Annotated in this window: 13 protein-coding genes and 1 tRNA gene; 8 read left to right on the forward strand and 6 right to left on the reverse strand. The window is 67.8% G+C overall.

Annotated features, from left to right (window positions below; translation table 11 throughout):
- Positions 1-39: 39 nt before the first annotated feature.
- From pdhA to IFJ75_RS06785, 7 genes are all read left to right on the forward strand, one after another.
- The gene (gene pdhA / locus IFJ75_RS06755) at positions 40-1,077 is read left to right on the forward strand and encodes a pyruvate dehydrogenase (acetyl-transferring) E1 component subunit alpha (protein ID WP_207931840.1); all 1,038 of its coding nucleotides are present in this window, start codon (positions 40-42) and stop codon (positions 1,075-1,077) included.
- 3 nt (positions 1,078-1,080) lie between these two features.
- The gene (locus tag IFJ75_RS06760; RefSeq protein WP_207931841.1) at positions 1,081-2,463 is read left to right on the forward strand and encodes a pyruvate dehydrogenase complex E1 component subunit beta; all 1,383 of its coding nucleotides are present in this window, start codon (positions 1,081-1,083) and stop codon (positions 2,461-2,463) included.
- A complete protein-coding gene (locus IFJ75_RS06765) occupies positions 2,460-2,777 on the forward strand; it encodes a DUF5076 domain-containing protein (RefSeq protein WP_207931842.1) in 318 nt (105 codons plus the stop codon). Before IFJ75_RS06760 ends, IFJ75_RS06765 begins: the two co-directional genes overlap by 4 nt.
- The gene (locus tag IFJ75_RS06770) at positions 2,774-4,057 is read left to right on the forward strand and encodes a pyruvate dehydrogenase complex dihydrolipoamide acetyltransferase (RefSeq protein WP_207932507.1); all 1,284 of its coding nucleotides are present in this window, start codon (positions 2,774-2,776) and stop codon (positions 4,055-4,057) included. Before IFJ75_RS06765 ends, IFJ75_RS06770 begins: the two co-directional genes overlap by 4 nt.
- 8 nt (positions 4,058-4,065) lie before the next feature.
- Positions 4,066-4,545 carry a glutathione peroxidase gene (locus IFJ75_RS06775; protein ID WP_207931843.1) on the forward strand — a complete coding sequence of 160 codons (480 nt, stop codon included), beginning with the start codon at positions 4,066-4,068 and terminating at the stop codon, positions 4,543-4,545.
- Between the two features lie 2 nt (positions 4,546-4,547).
- The gene (lpdA, locus tag IFJ75_RS06780) at positions 4,548-5,969 is read left to right on the forward strand and encodes a dihydrolipoyl dehydrogenase (RefSeq protein ID WP_207931844.1); all 1,422 of its coding nucleotides are present in this window, start codon (positions 4,548-4,550) and stop codon (positions 5,967-5,969) included.
- A gap of 223 nt (positions 5,970-6,192) precedes the next feature.
- Positions 6,193-7,566: a DUF4861 family protein gene (locus IFJ75_RS06785; protein WP_207931845.1), complete on the forward strand. Its 1,374-nt coding sequence runs from the start codon at positions 6,193-6,195 to the stop codon at positions 7,564-7,566.
- 18 nt (positions 7,567-7,584) lie between these two features.
- On the opposite strand, the gene IFJ75_RS06790 is transcribed toward IFJ75_RS06785, so the two are convergent.
- From IFJ75_RS06790 to IFJ75_RS06810, 5 genes are all read right to left on the reverse strand, one after another.
- Positions 7,585-7,767, reverse strand: coding sequence for a DUF3606 domain-containing protein (locus IFJ75_RS06790; protein ID WP_047413801.1), 183 nt, complete (start codon positions 7,765-7,767; stop codon positions 7,585-7,587).
- Between the two features lie 94 nt (positions 7,768-7,861).
- Positions 7,862-8,671: an MBL fold metallo-hydrolase gene (locus tag IFJ75_RS06795; protein ID WP_207931846.1), complete on the reverse strand. Its 810-nt coding sequence runs from the start codon at positions 8,669-8,671 to the stop codon at positions 7,862-7,864.
- Between the two features lie 4 nt (positions 8,672-8,675).
- On the reverse strand, positions 8,676-9,458 hold the full coding sequence (locus IFJ75_RS06800; RefSeq protein ID WP_207931847.1) for a TatD family hydrolase: 783 nt from the start codon (positions 9,456-9,458) through the stop codon (positions 8,676-8,678).
- Positions 9,458-10,459, reverse strand: coding sequence for a DNA polymerase III subunit delta' (locus tag IFJ75_RS06805; protein ID WP_207931848.1), 1,002 nt, complete (start codon positions 10,457-10,459; stop codon positions 9,458-9,460). Before IFJ75_RS06805 ends, IFJ75_RS06800 begins: the two co-directional genes overlap by 1 nt.
- Positions 10,460-10,508: 49 nt before the next feature.
- The gene (locus IFJ75_RS06810; protein WP_207931849.1) at positions 10,509-11,333 is read right to left on the reverse strand and encodes a septal ring lytic transglycosylase RlpA family protein; all 825 of its coding nucleotides are present in this window, start codon (positions 11,331-11,333) and stop codon (positions 10,509-10,511) included.
- 131 nt (positions 11,334-11,464) lie between these two features.
- Here IFJ75_RS06810 and IFJ75_RS06815 point away from each other — a divergent pair.
- Positions 11,465-11,554 (forward strand) — tRNA-Ser (locus tag IFJ75_RS06815).
- A 5-nt stretch (positions 11,555-11,559) separates the two neighbouring features.
- Here IFJ75_RS06815 and IFJ75_RS06820 read toward each other — a convergent pair.
- Positions 11,560-14,739 (reverse strand): efflux RND transporter permease subunit, encoded by a 3,180-nt coding sequence (locus IFJ75_RS06820; RefSeq protein ID WP_207931850.1) that lies wholly within the window; start codon positions 14,737-14,739, stop codon positions 11,560-11,562.
- Position 14,740 lies beyond the last annotated feature (1 nt).

Here is a 14,740-nt window from a genome sequence, read left to right on the forward strand (position 1 = left end):
GCCAGTGTGGTTCTTCGGGGTTCAGCCGGGAGATGCCGGATGGCGAAAGCCCCCTCCGCTAAGACCGCCGCGAAACCCGCGGCAAAGACCGACAAGATCCCGAACACGCCCACGGCGTCGAAAGAAGATCTGCTTCGCTACTATCGCGAGATGGTGCTGATCCGCCGCTTCGAGGAGCGCGCGGGCCAACTGTACGGCATGGGCCTGATCGGGGGCTTCTGCCACCTGTACATCGGCCAGGAAGCCGTCGCCGTCGGCGTTCAGGAGAGTGTCAAGCAAGGCCACGACAAGATCATCACCGGCTATCGCGACCACGGCCACATGCTGGCCGCCGGGATGGACCCCAAGGAAGTGATGGCCGAGCTGACCGGTCGCTCGGGCGGTTCGTCCAAGGGCAAGGGCGGCTCGATGCACATGTTCGACGTGCCGACCGGCTTTTATGGCGGTCACGGCATCGTCGGCGCCCAGGTGGCGCTCGGCACCGGCCTGGCCTTCGCCGGCAAGTACCGCGGCGATGACTCGGTCGCCTTCGTCTATTTCGGCGACGGGGCCTCGAACCAGGGCCAGGTCTACGAGAGCTTCAACATGGCCCAGCTGTGGAAGCTGCCGGCCATCTACATCATCGAGAACAACCAGTACGCCATGGGCACGAGCATCGAGCGCTCGTCGTCCACGACCGAACTCTACATGCGGGGCGCCTCGTTCGGCATCCCGGGCGAGCAGGTCGACGGCATGGACGTTCTGGCGGTCAAGGATGCGGTCGAACGCGCCGTGGCCCGGGCTCGTGCGGGCGAGGGCCCCTTCATCCTCGAGGTGAAGACCTACCGCTACCGCGGCCACTCCATGTCCGATCCGGCCAAATACCGGTCCAAGGAGGAGGTCGACGAGGTCAAGAAGACCCGCGACCCGATCGATCACGTCAAGATGCTGCTGGAGGAGGCCAAGGCCACCGAGGACGAGCTGAAGGCGATCGACAACGAGATCAAGGCCATCGTCGCCGAGGCCGTGCAGTTCGCTCAAGAGAGCCCGGAGCCGGATCCGTCCGAGCTCTATACCGACGTCTACGTAGAGGCCTGATCCGTGACCGATATTCTGATGCCGGCGCTGTCCCCCACCATGGAAGAGGGCACGCTGACGAAATGGCACATCAAGGCCGGCGACACCGTCAAGGCCGGTGATGTCATCGCCGAGATCGAAACCGACAAGGCCACGATGGAAGTCGAGGCCGTCGACGAGGGCGAGGTGCTGGAAATCCTCGTGCCTGAAGGCACGGAGAACGTGAAGGTCAACGCCCTGATCGCCCGTCTGTCCGGCGACGACGCGGGCGCCAAGGCCCCGGCTGCCGCCGCGCCTGCCGCTGAAGCCGCTCCTGCTCCCGCTGAAGCGCCGCAGGAAGAGGCCGCCGAGGCCAAATCCGCCGCCGCCGCCCCGGTCGCCGCACCCAAGGGCGAACTGCGCGATCCGGAGTTCCCGGAGGGCACGAAGCTGGTCAAGACGACCGTGCGCGACGCCCTGCGCGACGCCATGGCAGAGGAAATGCGCCGCGACGAGGCCGTCTTCCTGATCGGCGAGGAAGTCGCCCAGTATCAGGGCGCCTATAAGGTCAGCCGCGAGCTTCTGCAGGAGTTCGGCGACCGCCGCGTCGTCGACACCCCGATCACCGAGCACGGCTTCGCCGGCCTGGGCGTCGGCGCCGCCATGTCGGGCCTGAAGCCGATCGTCGAGTTCATGACGTTCAACTTCGCCATGCAGGCCATCGACCACATCATCAACTCGGCGGCCAAGACGCTGTACATGTCGGGCGGCCAGATCCGCGCGCCCATCGTGTTCCGCGGTCCGAACGGCGCCGCCAGCCGCGTCGGCGCCCAGCACAGCCAGGACTATTCCGCCTGGTACGCCCAGGTGCCCGGCCTGAAGGTCGTCGCCCCCTATGACTCGGCCGATGCCAAGGGCCTGCTCAAGGCCGCGATTCGCGACCCGAACCCCGTCGTCTTCCTCGAACACGAGATGATGTACGGCATCGAGTTCGACGTGCCCGAGGTCGAGGACTACATCGTGCCGATCGGCAAGGCCAAGGTCCGCCGCGAGGGGACCGACGTCACCATCACGGCCCACGCCCGCATGGTCGGCTTCGCCCTGCAGGCCGCCGAAAAGCTGGCCGAGGAAGGCATCAGCTGCGAGGTCATCGACCTGCGCACCCTGCGTCCGCTGGACCACGAGACCATCGTCGCCAGCGTCAAGAAAACCAGCCGTCTGGTCTCGGCCGAGGAAGGCTGGGGTCCGATGGGCGTCGGCGCCGAGGTCGTGGCCCGTGTCATCGAACACGCCTTCGACTACCTCGACGCCCCGCCGCTGCGGGTCCACCAGGAAGACGTGCCGCTGCCCTACGCCGCCAACCTCGAAATCCTCTCCCTGCCGGGCGTGGACAAGATCGTCGCGGCCGTGAAGGCGGTGATGGCGTGAGCGAACCCCTGGAAAACCTGCTGACCGTTCCGGACAGCGTGGCGGCCGATGACGGCGCCATCGAGCTGATCCGGATCTGGTGGTCCAAGGACGAGCCGGTCATGGCGGTGAAGCCCGCGTTCAGCGACCCGGCCCAGTTCGGCGAACTGCTGGCCATCGCGGCCCGCCACATGGCCCACGGCTATGCCGTGCGGCACGGACACGACGAGAAGGCGGCCTATAACCGTATTCTCCAGGGGCTCAGCGGGGTGATCAAGGCCGACAACGTCGCCACCGTCGCCGAACCCACCGCCCTGAAGGGAGGCAATGCCTGATGACCGACATCCTGATGCCTGCCCTGTCTCCCACCATGGAAGAGGGCGTCCTGGCCAAATGGCACGTCAAGGCCGGCGACGTGGTCAAGGCCGGCGACGTGATCGCCGAGATCGAGACCGACAAGGCCACGATGGAGGTCGAGGCCGTCGACGAGGGCGAGATCACCGACATCCTGGTGCCGGAAGGCACGGAGGGCGTGAAGGTCAACACCCCGATCGCCCGTCTGAAGGACGAGGGCGGCGCCGCTGTCCCCGCGCCCAAGGCTGCTCCTGCGGCTGAGGCTCCCAAGGCCGCTGCGCCCGCCGCTGCTGCTCCGGCCGCTGCCGCGCCGGCGCCCGCCGCTGCCCCCGCGCCTGCAAAGGCCGCTTCCGGCGAACGCGTCTTCTCCTCGCCGCTGGCGCGCCGTCTGGCCGCCCAGGCGGGTCTGGACCTGAAGACCATCGCCGGCACCGGCCCGCACGGCCGCGTCGTCAAGCGCGACGTCGAAGCCGCCGGCAAGGGTGGGGCCGCCAAGCCCGCTTCAGCCGCCGCTGCGCCTTCGCCGGAGTTCCGCAAGGTCCAGTCCCTGGCCCAGATGGGCATTCCGGACGGCAGCTACGACCTCATCCCGCTGGACGGCATGCGCAAGGCCATCGCCCGCCGCATGGTCGAGTCGGTGCAGCAGGTCCCGCACTTCCCCCTGACCATCGACGTCGAGATCGACGCCCTGCTGGCCGCGCGGACCAAGGTCAACGCCCTGCTCGAGAAGTCGGGCGTCAAGGTCTCGGTCAACGACTTCGTCATCAAGGCCGCCGCCATGGCCCTGAAGGCGGTGCCGGAGGCAAACGCCAGCTACAGCCCCGAGGGCATCGCCATGCACCACCACGCCGACGTGGCGATGGCAGTGGCGATCGACGGCGGTCTGATCACCCCGATCATCTTCAAGGCCGAAACCAAGACCCTGTCGCAAATAGCTGTAGAGTCGAAGGATCTGGCCAAGCGGGCGCGCGAGCGCAAGCTGAAGCCGGAAGAGTTCCAGGGCGGCACCTTCTCGGTGTCCAACCTGGGCATGTTCGGGATCAAGCAGTTCTCCTCGATCATCAACGAGCCCCAGGGCGCGATCATGAGCGTGGGCGCGGGCGAGCAGCGTCCGGTCGTCAGGAATGGCCAGCTGGCCGTGGCGACCGTGATGACGGTCACCGTCACCTGCGATCACCGCGTGGTGGACGGCGCCACCGGCGCCCGCTTCCTGCAGGCCTTCAAGCCCCTGATCGAAGACCCCGTGACGATGCTGGCCTGAGGTCAGACATGGCCTCGGTCTATGACTTCAGCGCTGTGGCCCTCGACGGCGAGCCGGTCTCCTTCGACCGGTTTCGCGGTCAGGCCCTGCTGATCGTGAACACGGCGTCCAAATGCGGCTTCACCGGTCAGTACGCCGGTCTGGAGACGCTGCACCGCCAGTTCGCGGACCAGCCGTTCGAAGTCCTGGGCTTTCCCTGCAACCAGTTCGGCAATCAGGAGCCCGGACTGGCGGACGAGATCGCGACCTTCTGCTCGACCAACTACGAAGTGTCCTTCCCCTTGTTCGACAAGGTCGAGGTCAACGGCCCGAACCGGCATCCGCTCTACGCCTGGCTGACCAGCCAGAAGCGCGGCTTCCTCGGCTCGAAGGCCATCCGGTGGAACTTCACCAAATTCCTGACCGACCGGGAGGGAAGGGTGGTCGCCCGCTATTCCCCCCAGACTGAACCCTCGGCGATCCAGGCCGACATAGAGAAGTTGATCTGATCATGCCCACCCCTTCCCAGGCTGTTGAATTCGATCTCATCGTCATCGGTTCGGGCCCCGGCGGCTATGTCGCGGCCATCCGCGCCGCGCAGCTGGGCCAGAAGGTCGCCATCGTCGAGCGCGAGAACCTGGGCGGCATCTGCCTGAACTGGGGCTGTATCCCGACCAAGGCCCTGCTCAAGTCGGGCGAGAAGTTCGAGAGCCTGTCGCACCTCAAGGACTACGGCCTCAGCGCCTCGGGCGCGACCTTCGACTTCGACGCCATCATCCAGCGCTCGCGCGGCGTGGCGGCGACGATGAACAAGGGCGTCGCCTTCCTGATGAAGAAGAACAAGATCGAGGTCATCGAGGGCTCGGCCAAGCTGGAGAAGGCCGCCGGAGCTCCCAAGGTCGTCATCGATCTGAAGGCCGGCGGCTCGCGTACGGTCGAGGCCAGGGCAGTCATGCTGGCCGTCGGCGCCCGCGCCCGCGCCCTGCCGCAGATCGGCCTTGAGGCCGACGGCGACAAGATCTGGGCCTATCGCGACGCCCTGGCCCCGAAGAAACTGCCCAGGACCTTCGTGGTCATCGGCTCGGGCGCCATCGGTCTGGAGTTCGCCAGCTTCTACCGCGCTCTGGGCTCGGAGGTGACGGTCGTCGAGGCCGTGGACCGCATCATGCCCGTCGAGGACGAGGAGGTCTCCAAGGCCGCCCAGAAGTCGTTCGAGAAGCGCGGCATCAAGTTCCGCGTCGGCGCCAAGGTGTCGAAGGTCACCAAGACCGCCTCGGGCGTGAAGGTCGACGTCGAGATCGGCGGCAAGGCCGAGAGCCTGGAGGCCGAAGTCTGCATCTCGGCCGTGGGCATCACCGCCAACACGGACGGCATCGGTCTGGAGGCGCTGGGCGTCACACTGGACCGCGGCCATATCGTCGTCGACAGCCACTGCCAGACCAATGTGAAGGGCCTGTTCGCCATCGGCGACTGCGCCGGCGCCCCCTGGCTGGCGCACAAGGCCTCGCACGAGGGCATCCACGCCGCCGAATATATCGCCGGCTACAAGACCCCGAACGTCGTCTCGCCGATCGCCGGCTGCACCTACACCCAGCCCCAGGTCGCCTCGGTCGGCGTCACCGAACAAGGCGCGCGCGAGACGAAGCGCGAGGTCAAGGTCGGACGTTTCCCCTTCCGCGTGAACGGCAAGGCCGTGGCGGCGGGCGAGGTCGACGGCTTCGTCAAGGTCATCTTCGATGCGAAGACCGGCGCCCTGATCGGCGCCCATATGATCGGCCACGAGGTCACCGAGATGATCCAGGGCTATGTCACCGCCATCACCATGGAAGCGACCGAGGAAGACATCCACGGCATCGTCTATCCGCACCCGACCATGTCGGAAGCCATGCATGAGGCGGCGCTGGACGCCTACGGCAGGACGATCCACCTCTAACCCCACACCGCTCATCCCGGCGAATGCCGGGATCCAGATCCAGGCACGGCGGGAGACGCACGGTCCCGATTGCGTGAAACTCTGCGCGCCCGACTTGTCATCTGGATCCCGGCATTCGCCGGGATGAGCGGTGAAGGAATGCGTCACTGACACCGGTAGACATTCCGTCGTCTATCATCGACATTCGTCATACAAATCGGCTTGAGACCGAGGGAGGACGACGATGGGACGGATGCTTTGGACCGCCACGGCCGCAGGGTTGGCGCTCGGCGGGGCAGGGGGGTCGGCCTTCGCCCAAAGCCCCAGCTGGTACACGCAAGGCGACTTCATCCCCGTCGAGCGGGTCGAGATCGTCATCGCCAATGACCTGAGCGAGGACCGCAAGGGTCAGCCCATCGTCCTGCGCCGCGACCAGCTGCCGATGCTGGCCGACATACAGGAACTGACCGCCACCGTGGTCGACCCGGACGGCGAACCGCGTCCCGAGCCCTCGGCGGCGGTGCTGGCGCGTCAGGGACCGCACGAGCGGCGCGGCGAGACGAACGGCCGGGCGCTCGACTATCAGTTCGACGACCTGGACAAGGACGGGATCTGGGACGAGCTGGTCTTCGTCGCGGACCTCAAGGCGGGGGAACACAAGCGCTTCTACGTCTATCGCGGCTTCCAGCAGCGCGGCTGGAACCCGCACCGCACCCACGCCGCCATCGGCTCCTACATGCGCCACACCGTGCCCTTCTGGGAGAGCGAGAATGTGGGCTGGAAGCTGTGGTTTCCGACCGACATCGACATCTACGCCAAGCGCAAGCCGCTCCTGATGTCGAACCGGCTCTATATGGGCAACCTCGACGGATACGGCGTTTCGGCCGAGAACCCGGACTATGGCGCAGACATCCAGTCGGTCGACGACAGCTTCGGCGGCGGCGGCATCGGGGTGTTCGAGGGCGATGTGCTGCAACGGCCGCGCTTCTCGCCCACGGCTGATCTCGAGCATCGCTTCAACAGCGGCCAGCAGTCCGACACCCGCTATGCCTTCGAGGTCGTAACCAACGGGCCGGTGCGCAGCATGGTCCGCATCCGCACGATGAACTGGAACACGGGGCAGGGGACCTATGCCCTCGAACAGACCTATTCCGCCTGGGCCGGCCAGAACTATACGACCGCCGAGGCCCGCTTCCTGACCTGGCGGCCGGGGGGCCAGGGCGCCGATTTCGCGGTCGGCATCCGGAAGCGTCCGGGAGAAAACTTTGTGGTTCAGGATAGCAATCAGGTGGTCACCGCCGCTCCGGAAGCTCTGCGCAATCCCGACGATGTCGAGGGCCTGCAGCAGCAGGCGCCGATCCTCTACGCTGGCACGGCGCTGGTGGTCCCCGACGACGAAAACGGCCGCTATCAGTTCGTGGAGACGCGCGGCGGCAACCACGTCTATCGCATCCCGGCCCGGGCCGACGGGACCTATCGCTACATGCTGGCCGCCGGCTGGAGCGAGGGCGAGGTCCTGAAGACGCCTCAGGCCTTCGCCGACTATGTCGCCGCCAGCGCCCGTAGGTACAACAGTCCGCCGCGTCTGGAGGGCGCGCGGGTGGAACGGAAGCCCTGAAGCACCACGGTGAGGGGCCTAGCGCTTCTTGCCCAGTTCGGCCGCGATGTCCTTGGTCATCCGGCCGACCTTGCGGTGGGCGGCGGTGATCTGGTCCCTGGTCACGCCCCAGCGCTTCATCCAGTATTCGACGGCCTGACGCTCCGACAGGTCCAGCCGGTCCTTGTCGATGAACCCGCGCTTGTCCTTGAGGCCGGCCATGATCGAAATCCTTGTCAGAAGGGGCCGCAGAGCCGGCCCGAAGCTACACTATCTTTTATCGCCTAAGATATATTATGCGAAATTAGCGATGGGGTCACAGCGGAATGGACGCGGCCCAGCCGTCGTATCCGACCTCAACGTTAGCCGGAACTTTGGCGCTCAAATCATTGTAATCAAGGTCGATGTGCAGGTTTGTCAGCACGGCGCGTTCGACCTCGGCGCGTGCGATCCAGTCCAGGGCCTGATCGACCGTGGCGTGCGTCGGGTGCGGCGTCCAGCGCAGCGCGTCGACGATCCAGAGCTTCGATCCGCGCACGGCCGCGATGGCCGCATCATCCAGACCGGACACGTCGCTGGAATAGCTGACGTCGCCAAGCCGATAGCCGACCGACCGGATCGGTCCGTGCGCCTGATCGAAGGTCACGACCGGGATTTCACCGCCGGGCCCGTTAACACTCCAGCGATCGCCATGCGGCGGGATCAGGTTGAGATCCAGCAGCGCCGGATAGCCGAACTGGCTTTCGAAGATGTAGGGAAACCGCGGCTGCAGCGCGTCAGCCGTCGCCTGATCCATCCAGGCCGGAATCCGCGCCCGCCGGCGGATGGCGAAGACCCTCAGGTCGTCGATGCCGTGGGTCTGGTCGGCATGGTCGTGGGTATAGAGAACCGCATCCACCGAGGTCGCCTTCGCCGCCAGCATCTGCTGACGCAGGTCCGGAGACGTGTCGATCAGGACATGGGTGACGCCGTCCGGCCCCTGTCGGCGCGCCAGCATCGAGCAGCGCGTGCGCCGGTTCTTCGGTTCGGCCGGATCGCAGGCGCCCCAGTCGCCGTCGCCGCGCGGCACGCCGCCGGACGACCCTGAGCCCAGAATTGTGATCTCTAGAGCCGCAACTTCATCCATCGGTTTAACTCGGCCTCGGGATGCGGTCGAACAGATCGAAGAAGGCTGTCGTCGTCCGGGCCTCGGCCTCGGTCCGGTCCCAGCCGCGGATCTCGGCCAGTTTGTCGAGCACATGACCCACATAGGCAGGCTCGTTGCGGCGGCCCCGGTGCGGCATGGGCGCCAGGTACGGACAGTCTGTTTCGACGATGATCCGGTCGGCCGGCATGGTGCGGACCACCGCCCGGACCTCTTCGGCCGCCTTGAAGGTGGCGATGCCAGAAACCGAGAACCATCCGCCAAGTTCGTGAGCGATATCCGCCAGTTCCTGACCACTGGTATAGCAGTGCATGAGGAATTTGAACGCCCCCCTGCCCTGTTCCTCCTTCAGGATCGCGGCCATGACCTCGTCGGCCTCGCGGGTGTGGACGACCAGCGGCAGGCCGGTCTCGCGCGCGGCCTCGATATGGCGGCGGAACACCTCGGCCTGGATGTCGCGCGGGCTCAGGTCGTAGTGGAAGTCCAGCCCACATTCGCCGATGCCGACCACGCGGGGCCGCTGCGCCAGCTCGACCAGATCGGCCGCCGTCATGGCCGTATGGTCCTTGGCCTCATGCGGATGGGCCCCGACGGTGCACCAGATATCGTCATGGGCCATGGCCAGGGCGTGGGTGGCCTCGAAGGTCGAGAGCTTGTCCGAGATCTCGACCATCATCTGCACCCCGGCCTCGCGGGCGCGGACGATGACTTCGTCGCGGTCCTCATCGAACTGGGGCGCGTGCAGATTGACGTGGCTGTCGATGATCATCAGCCCAGTCCCTGAAGATTGGCGATCCTGCGCGTGCGGGCGACGTCGGCCAGGGCGCCCGCCAGGGCGTCGCCACGGTCGAGGTTCAGCCCCGCCGTCCGGTCCGGCAGCTCGCTGAGCCGGCCCCAGAGCTCGGCCCAGGCCGCGGCCCCCTGCCCCGCTTCTGCCTGCAGCGCCTGTGCCTTCACCGCCGCGATGAGCCGGTCCAGCACCATGTCGAACTTCGCCTGACCCTCCGCGCCGCGGAAACCGTCGGCGACGGCCAGGGCCTCGGCCCGGTCCAGCGAGGGCTCCGACACCCAGCGCCGCGCCAGCTGGTCGGCCTCCGAGGTCGCGCCGGCGCTCAGCGCCAGAGCCTGACCGGGCGAGCCCCCGGCCATGGCGGCGATCCGGTCGGCCTCGTCCGGATCGACGCCCGACCGGTCCAGCACCAGCTCGGCCAGGGCGTGCCGCGACCAGACCGGAAACGCCAGACGGCGGCAGCGCGAGCGGATGGTGGCCAGCAGCCGTCCCGGCGCATGGGTCACCATCAGCAGGACGCCATGTTCCGGCGGTTCCTCAAGAATCTTCAACAAGGCATTGGCTGCATTAACATTAAGGTCGTCAGCGGCGTCGATGATCGCCACCCGCGCCTGGGCCTGGGACGGGCTCTTGGAGAAGAACTCCGGCAGGTCGCGCGCCTGATCGACGGAGATCGACTTCTTGGTCTTGCCGTTCTCGACCAGCCGCTCCAGCACCAGAAGGTCCGGATGGGCCTGAGCGGAGATCAGTTTGGACACCGGATCGTCGGGCCGGGCGCCGAGAACGCCGCGCGACGGGTCGGGCATGGCGCCCAGCAGGCGGCGGGCGGCGCGATAGGCGAAGGTCGCCTTGCCCACCCCTTCCGGCCCGCACAGCAGCCAGGCGTGGTGCAGCCGGCCGCGCAGGCGCGCGTCCTCGAAGGCGGCTTCGGCTTCGGAAGACGGCTGCAGGTCGAAACGGTCGCGGGGATGGGTGGTCACCCGCCCATGATGAAGACCCGGGCGCGGGGCGCCAACCCCGGGAGGCCGATCAGCGGCCGGAAATGAGCAGGGCGTCGCGCACGCCCCGCGCCACGATGGACTGGCGCTCGCGCTCGGCGGCGTTGGCGTCGTCCCACGGGCCCACGAGGACGCGGAAATAGCGCTGACCGTCGATCGAGGCGGTGTTCACCGTGGCCCTCGAGCCCAGCGATTCGGCCGCCAGATGAGCGAGGGTCGAATCCTGGAAGGACCCTGCCTGGACCCAGAACCGGTCGCCCGGGCCGCTCGCCTGCGGGGGCGGGCGGGTCGGTCGGTCGTTGGCGGCGATCTGATAGCCGCCGCCCATGCCGGTGCCGCCGCCGCGTGGGGCCGGACCCAGATAGCGGACCCTGACCTCCCCTACGCCGCGCGAGAGCAGGTCCAGCTCTTCCGCCGCGCCGCGCGACAGGTCGATGATGCGGTTGTCGACGAAGGGCCCCCGGTCGTTGACGCGCACGACGATGGAGCGGCCGTTGGCCTCATTGGTCACCTCGACCAAGGCCGGCAGCGGCAGGGTCTTGTGGGCGGCGCTGAGGCCATGCATGTCGAAGCGCTCGCCGGTCGAGGTCGGCCGCCCGTTGAACTGGTCGCCGTACCAGGAGGCCAGGCCCGTCTCGTCATAGCCCCGCGCGTCGCTCATCGGCCTATACCAGCGCCCGCGCACCTGATAGGGCCGCATGGTTCCAGGCACGATCGGGGCCGGATCTGTGACCACGGGAATGCGCGGACGACCCGCGCCGCCCATCCCGGGCACGCCGGCGCAGGCGGCCAGTGTGGCGGTCGCCGCCGCCACCGCCGCCGCTCGTATAACGCCTTTCAGCGATCCTGACCGCATGGTCCGTCCGGAAGTCTCGGGCCGATCCCGAGCCTTCAGTGTGGACGAGAAAATTTCCGTTTTGGTTAACCGGGCCTTTCGCTGCTAAGGAGCCCCTCCGCGCGGCCCAGCCCACCGTGCGACGTCCGGATGGACAGGTGGCCGAGTGGTTTAAGGCAGCGGTCTTGAAAACCGCCGTGGGTGGAAGCCCACCGTGGGTTCGAATCCCACCCTGTCCGCCAATCCCTCAATCGCTGACCGCCTCCGGGCCGGAACCGCGCCGCGCGAGGACCGCGGCCATGGCGGGCAGGACGATCAGGGTCAGCAAGGTCGCGGTGATCAGGCCGCCGATGACGACCGTGGCCAGGGGCTTCTGCACCTCGGCCCCGGCCCCGATGGCGAAAGCCATGGGGGCGAAGCCCAGCACCGCCACCAAGGCCGTGGTCAGAACGGCTCGCAGCCGCCCGACCGCCCCCTCGACCACGGCGCTTGCCGGCTCGGTCCCGGCGTCCAGCCGCTCGCGAATGCCCTGCATCAGGACGAGGCCGTTCAGCGTGGCGACGCCGGACACGGCGATGAAGCCCACCGCCGCCGAGATCGACAGCGGCATGCCTCGGGCCAGCAGCGCCAGCGCTCCGCCGACGAGGGCCAGCGGCACGCCCGCGAACACCAGGGCGGCGTCCTTCCATGACCGCAACGCCAGCACCAACAGCCCGCCGATGGTCAGGAAGACGATCGGCACGATCAGCCCCAACCGCGCCGAGGCCCGTTGCAGGTTCTCGAACTGCCCGCCCCAGTCCAGCCAGCCGTTCGGCGGCGGCGTGACCTTGCCGTCGATCTTCGATTGCGCCTCCTTCACGAAACTCCCCAGATCGCGGCCGCGGACATTGGCCTGAACCGTGATGCGGCGCTTGCCGTCTTCGCGGCTGATCTGGTTCGGCCCCTCGGCGAGGTCGAAGCGCGCGACCGACGACAGGGGGACGGTCGGCGCCCCGGACTTTTCCTCCTCCGGCATGACCGGCAGCTGGCCCATCACCGCCGGATCGTTCCTCAGGTCGTCGGCCAGCCGCACCACCACGTCAAAGCGGCGGTCGCCCTCATTGACCTGCCCCGCAGTCTGGCCGGCGAAGGCGATAGCCAGGGCGTCGGCGGCGTCGGAGGCGTGGATCCCCTGCGCCGCCGCCAGTGTCCGGTCGACCCCGGCGGTGATGGTCGGCTGTCCACTGATCTGCTCGACCTTGACGTCGGCCGCCCCCTCAATGCCGTTCAGGATGGTCGCGATCTCATTGGCCGTCCGGCTCATGGCGGCGAAGTCGTCGCCATAGACCTTGACCGCCACGTCGGAGCGCACCCCGGCGATCAGCTCGTTGAACCGCATCTGGATCGGCTGGGTGAACTCATAGGCATTGCCCAGCAGCGTCCCAAGCTGCCCCTCCATCCGCTCGACCAGTTCGGCCTTGGGCAGGTTCGGGTTCGGCCAGTCCTTGCGGTCCTTCAGGATGACGAAGGTGTCCGAGATGGAGGGCGGCATGGGGTCAGACGCCACCTCGGCCGTACCGGTGCGGGTGAAGACCCGCTCCACCTCGGGCATGGCCTTGAGCGTCGTCTCGACCTTGAACTGCATGGCCTGGCTCTGTTCCAGAGAGGTCGAGGGCACGCGCATGGCCTGGACCAGCACATCCCCTTCATCCAGCGTCGGCACGAACTCCCGGCCCAGCATCAGGAAGGCGATGACACCGGCCAGCAGGGCGAGGCCGGCCCCGCCCAGCACCGCTTGCGGCCGGGCGACGGCCCATTCCAGCAGGGGCCGGTAACGCGCCTTGGCCGCGCGGGTCAGGCGGGTCTCCTCGTGGTCTTCCTTCGGCTCCTTGACCCACAGGGCGGCCATGGCGGGTACGAAGGTGAAGCTCAGGACGAAGGCGGCCAGCAGCGCCAGCATGACGGTCGCGGCCATCGGCCCGAACATCTTGCCCTCCACCCCCTCGAACATCAGCAGGGGCGCATAGACCAGCAGGATGATGGCCTGACCGAAGGCGGCGGGCCGAGCCATCTCGCGCGCAGCCTCGGCCGCCACCAACAGCCGTTCGGCGACAGTCAGCGGCCGTCCCGTCTCATGCCGCTTGATCCCGAGCCGCCTCAGGGTGTTCTCGATCACCACCACGGCGCCGTCGACGATCAGGCCGAAGTCCAGGGCCCCGAGGCTGAGCAGATTGGCGCTGATCCCGAACCGGTTCATGGCCGAGGCCGCGAACAGGAAGGCCAGAGGGATCACCAGGGCGGTGATGATCGCCGCTCGCACATTGCCGAGCGCCAGGAACAGCACGGCGATGACCAGCAGGGCTCCCAGCGCCAGATTGTGCTCCACCGTCCGGATGGTCGCCTCGACCAGTTCGGTCCGGTCCAGCGCCGGAACCACGGCGACGCCGGGCGGAAGGCTCGGCGCGATGGATTTCAGCCGCTCCCCGACCCGATGCGCCACCTCACGCGAGTTCTCGCCCTGCAGCATCAGGGCGGTGCCGACCACGGTCTCGCGCCCATCGACGCTGGCCGACCCCAGACGCGGCGCCCGGCCGGTCTCGACCGCAGCCACGTCCGACACCCGGATCACCTGCCCGCCCCGGTTCAGGATCGGGGTCTCGGCCAGTTCGGCCAGCGACTTCACCCGGGCGTCGGCGCGCACGATATAGGCCTCGCCCGCGCGGTTGACGTAGCCCGCGCCGGCGATGCGGTTGGCGTGCTCCAGCGCCTCGACCAACTGCACCAGACCGACGCCATAGGCCGCCAGCCGCGCCGGGTCGGGATGGACCGCATATTCCTTCACATAGCCGCCCAGCACATCGACCCCGGCGACGCCCGGCACGGTCTTCAGCTGGGGCGCGACGATCCAGTCCTGAACGGTGCGCAGGTATGTCGCCTTCTCCGCGTCGGTGACCAGCCGCTCGCCTTCGGGTGTGACATAGGGGACGCCGGTCTTCGCGGCCTCACCCTTGAACTCCAGGGTCCAGATATAGACCTCGCCCAGACCGGTCACGACCGGCCCCATCGACGGCGAGACCCCGCCCGGCAGGTCCTCGCGCGCCGACTGGATGCGCTCGTTGACCAGATTACGCGCGAAATAGATGTCGGTGCTGTCGGTGAAGACGGCGGTGATCTGGGAAAAGCCGTGGCGCGACAGGGAGCGGGTTCCGGTCAGGCCGGGCAGGCCCGCCAGGGCGGTCTCCAGCGGGAAGGTCACCTGCCGCTCCACCTCCTCGGGCCCAAGCGCCGGGGCGACGGTCGTGATCTGCACCTGACGGTTGGTGATGTCGGGCACGGCGTCGACGGGCAGTTTGAGCAGCTCTCGCGCGCCCAGCACCGCCAGGACGCAGGCGATGCCCACCACCCACCAGCGGAAACGCACCGAGGCGTCGATGATCCGGTCCAGCATC

The sequence above is a fragment of the Brevundimonas goettingensis genome (genome assembly GCF_017487405.1).
Taxonomy (GTDB): Bacteria; Pseudomonadota; Alphaproteobacteria; order Caulobacterales; family Caulobacteraceae; genus Brevundimonas; species Brevundimonas goettingensis.

Bases quoted from the DNA above. Each gene is read 5' to 3' on its own strand.
- IFJ75_RS06790 (WP_047413801.1), bottom strand. From the start codon at position 7,767: ATGGCCGGCCTCAAGGACAAGCGCGGGTTCATCGACAAGGACCGGCTG.
- lpdA (WP_207931844.1), top strand. From the start codon at position 4,548: ATGCCCACCCCTTCCCAGGCTGTTGAATTCGATCTCATCGTCATCGGT.
- pdhA (WP_207931840.1), top strand. From the start codon at position 40: ATGGCGAAAGCCCCCTCCGCTAAGACCGCCGCGAAACCCGCGGCAAAG.
- IFJ75_RS06820 (WP_207931850.1), bottom strand. From the start codon at position 14,739: ATGCTGGACCGGATCATCGACGCCTCGGTGCGTTTCCGCTGGTGGGTG.
- IFJ75_RS06795 (WP_207931846.1), bottom strand. From the start codon at position 8,671: ATGGATGAAGTTGCGGCTCTAGAGATCACAATTCTGGGCTCAGGGTCG.
- IFJ75_RS06800 (WP_207931847.1), bottom strand. From the start codon at position 9,458: ATGATCATCGACAGCCACGTCAATCTGCACGCGCCCCAGTTCGATGAG.
- IFJ75_RS06785 (WP_207931845.1), top strand. From the start codon at position 6,193: ATGGGACGGATGCTTTGGACCGCCACGGCCGCAGGGTTGGCGCTCGGC.
- IFJ75_RS06775 (WP_207931843.1), top strand. From the start codon at position 4,066: ATGGCCTCGGTCTATGACTTCAGCGCTGTGGCCCTCGACGGCGAGCCG.
- IFJ75_RS06810 (WP_207931849.1), bottom strand. From the start codon at position 11,333: ATGCGGTCAGGATCGCTGAAAGGCGTTATACGAGCGGCGGCGGTGGCG.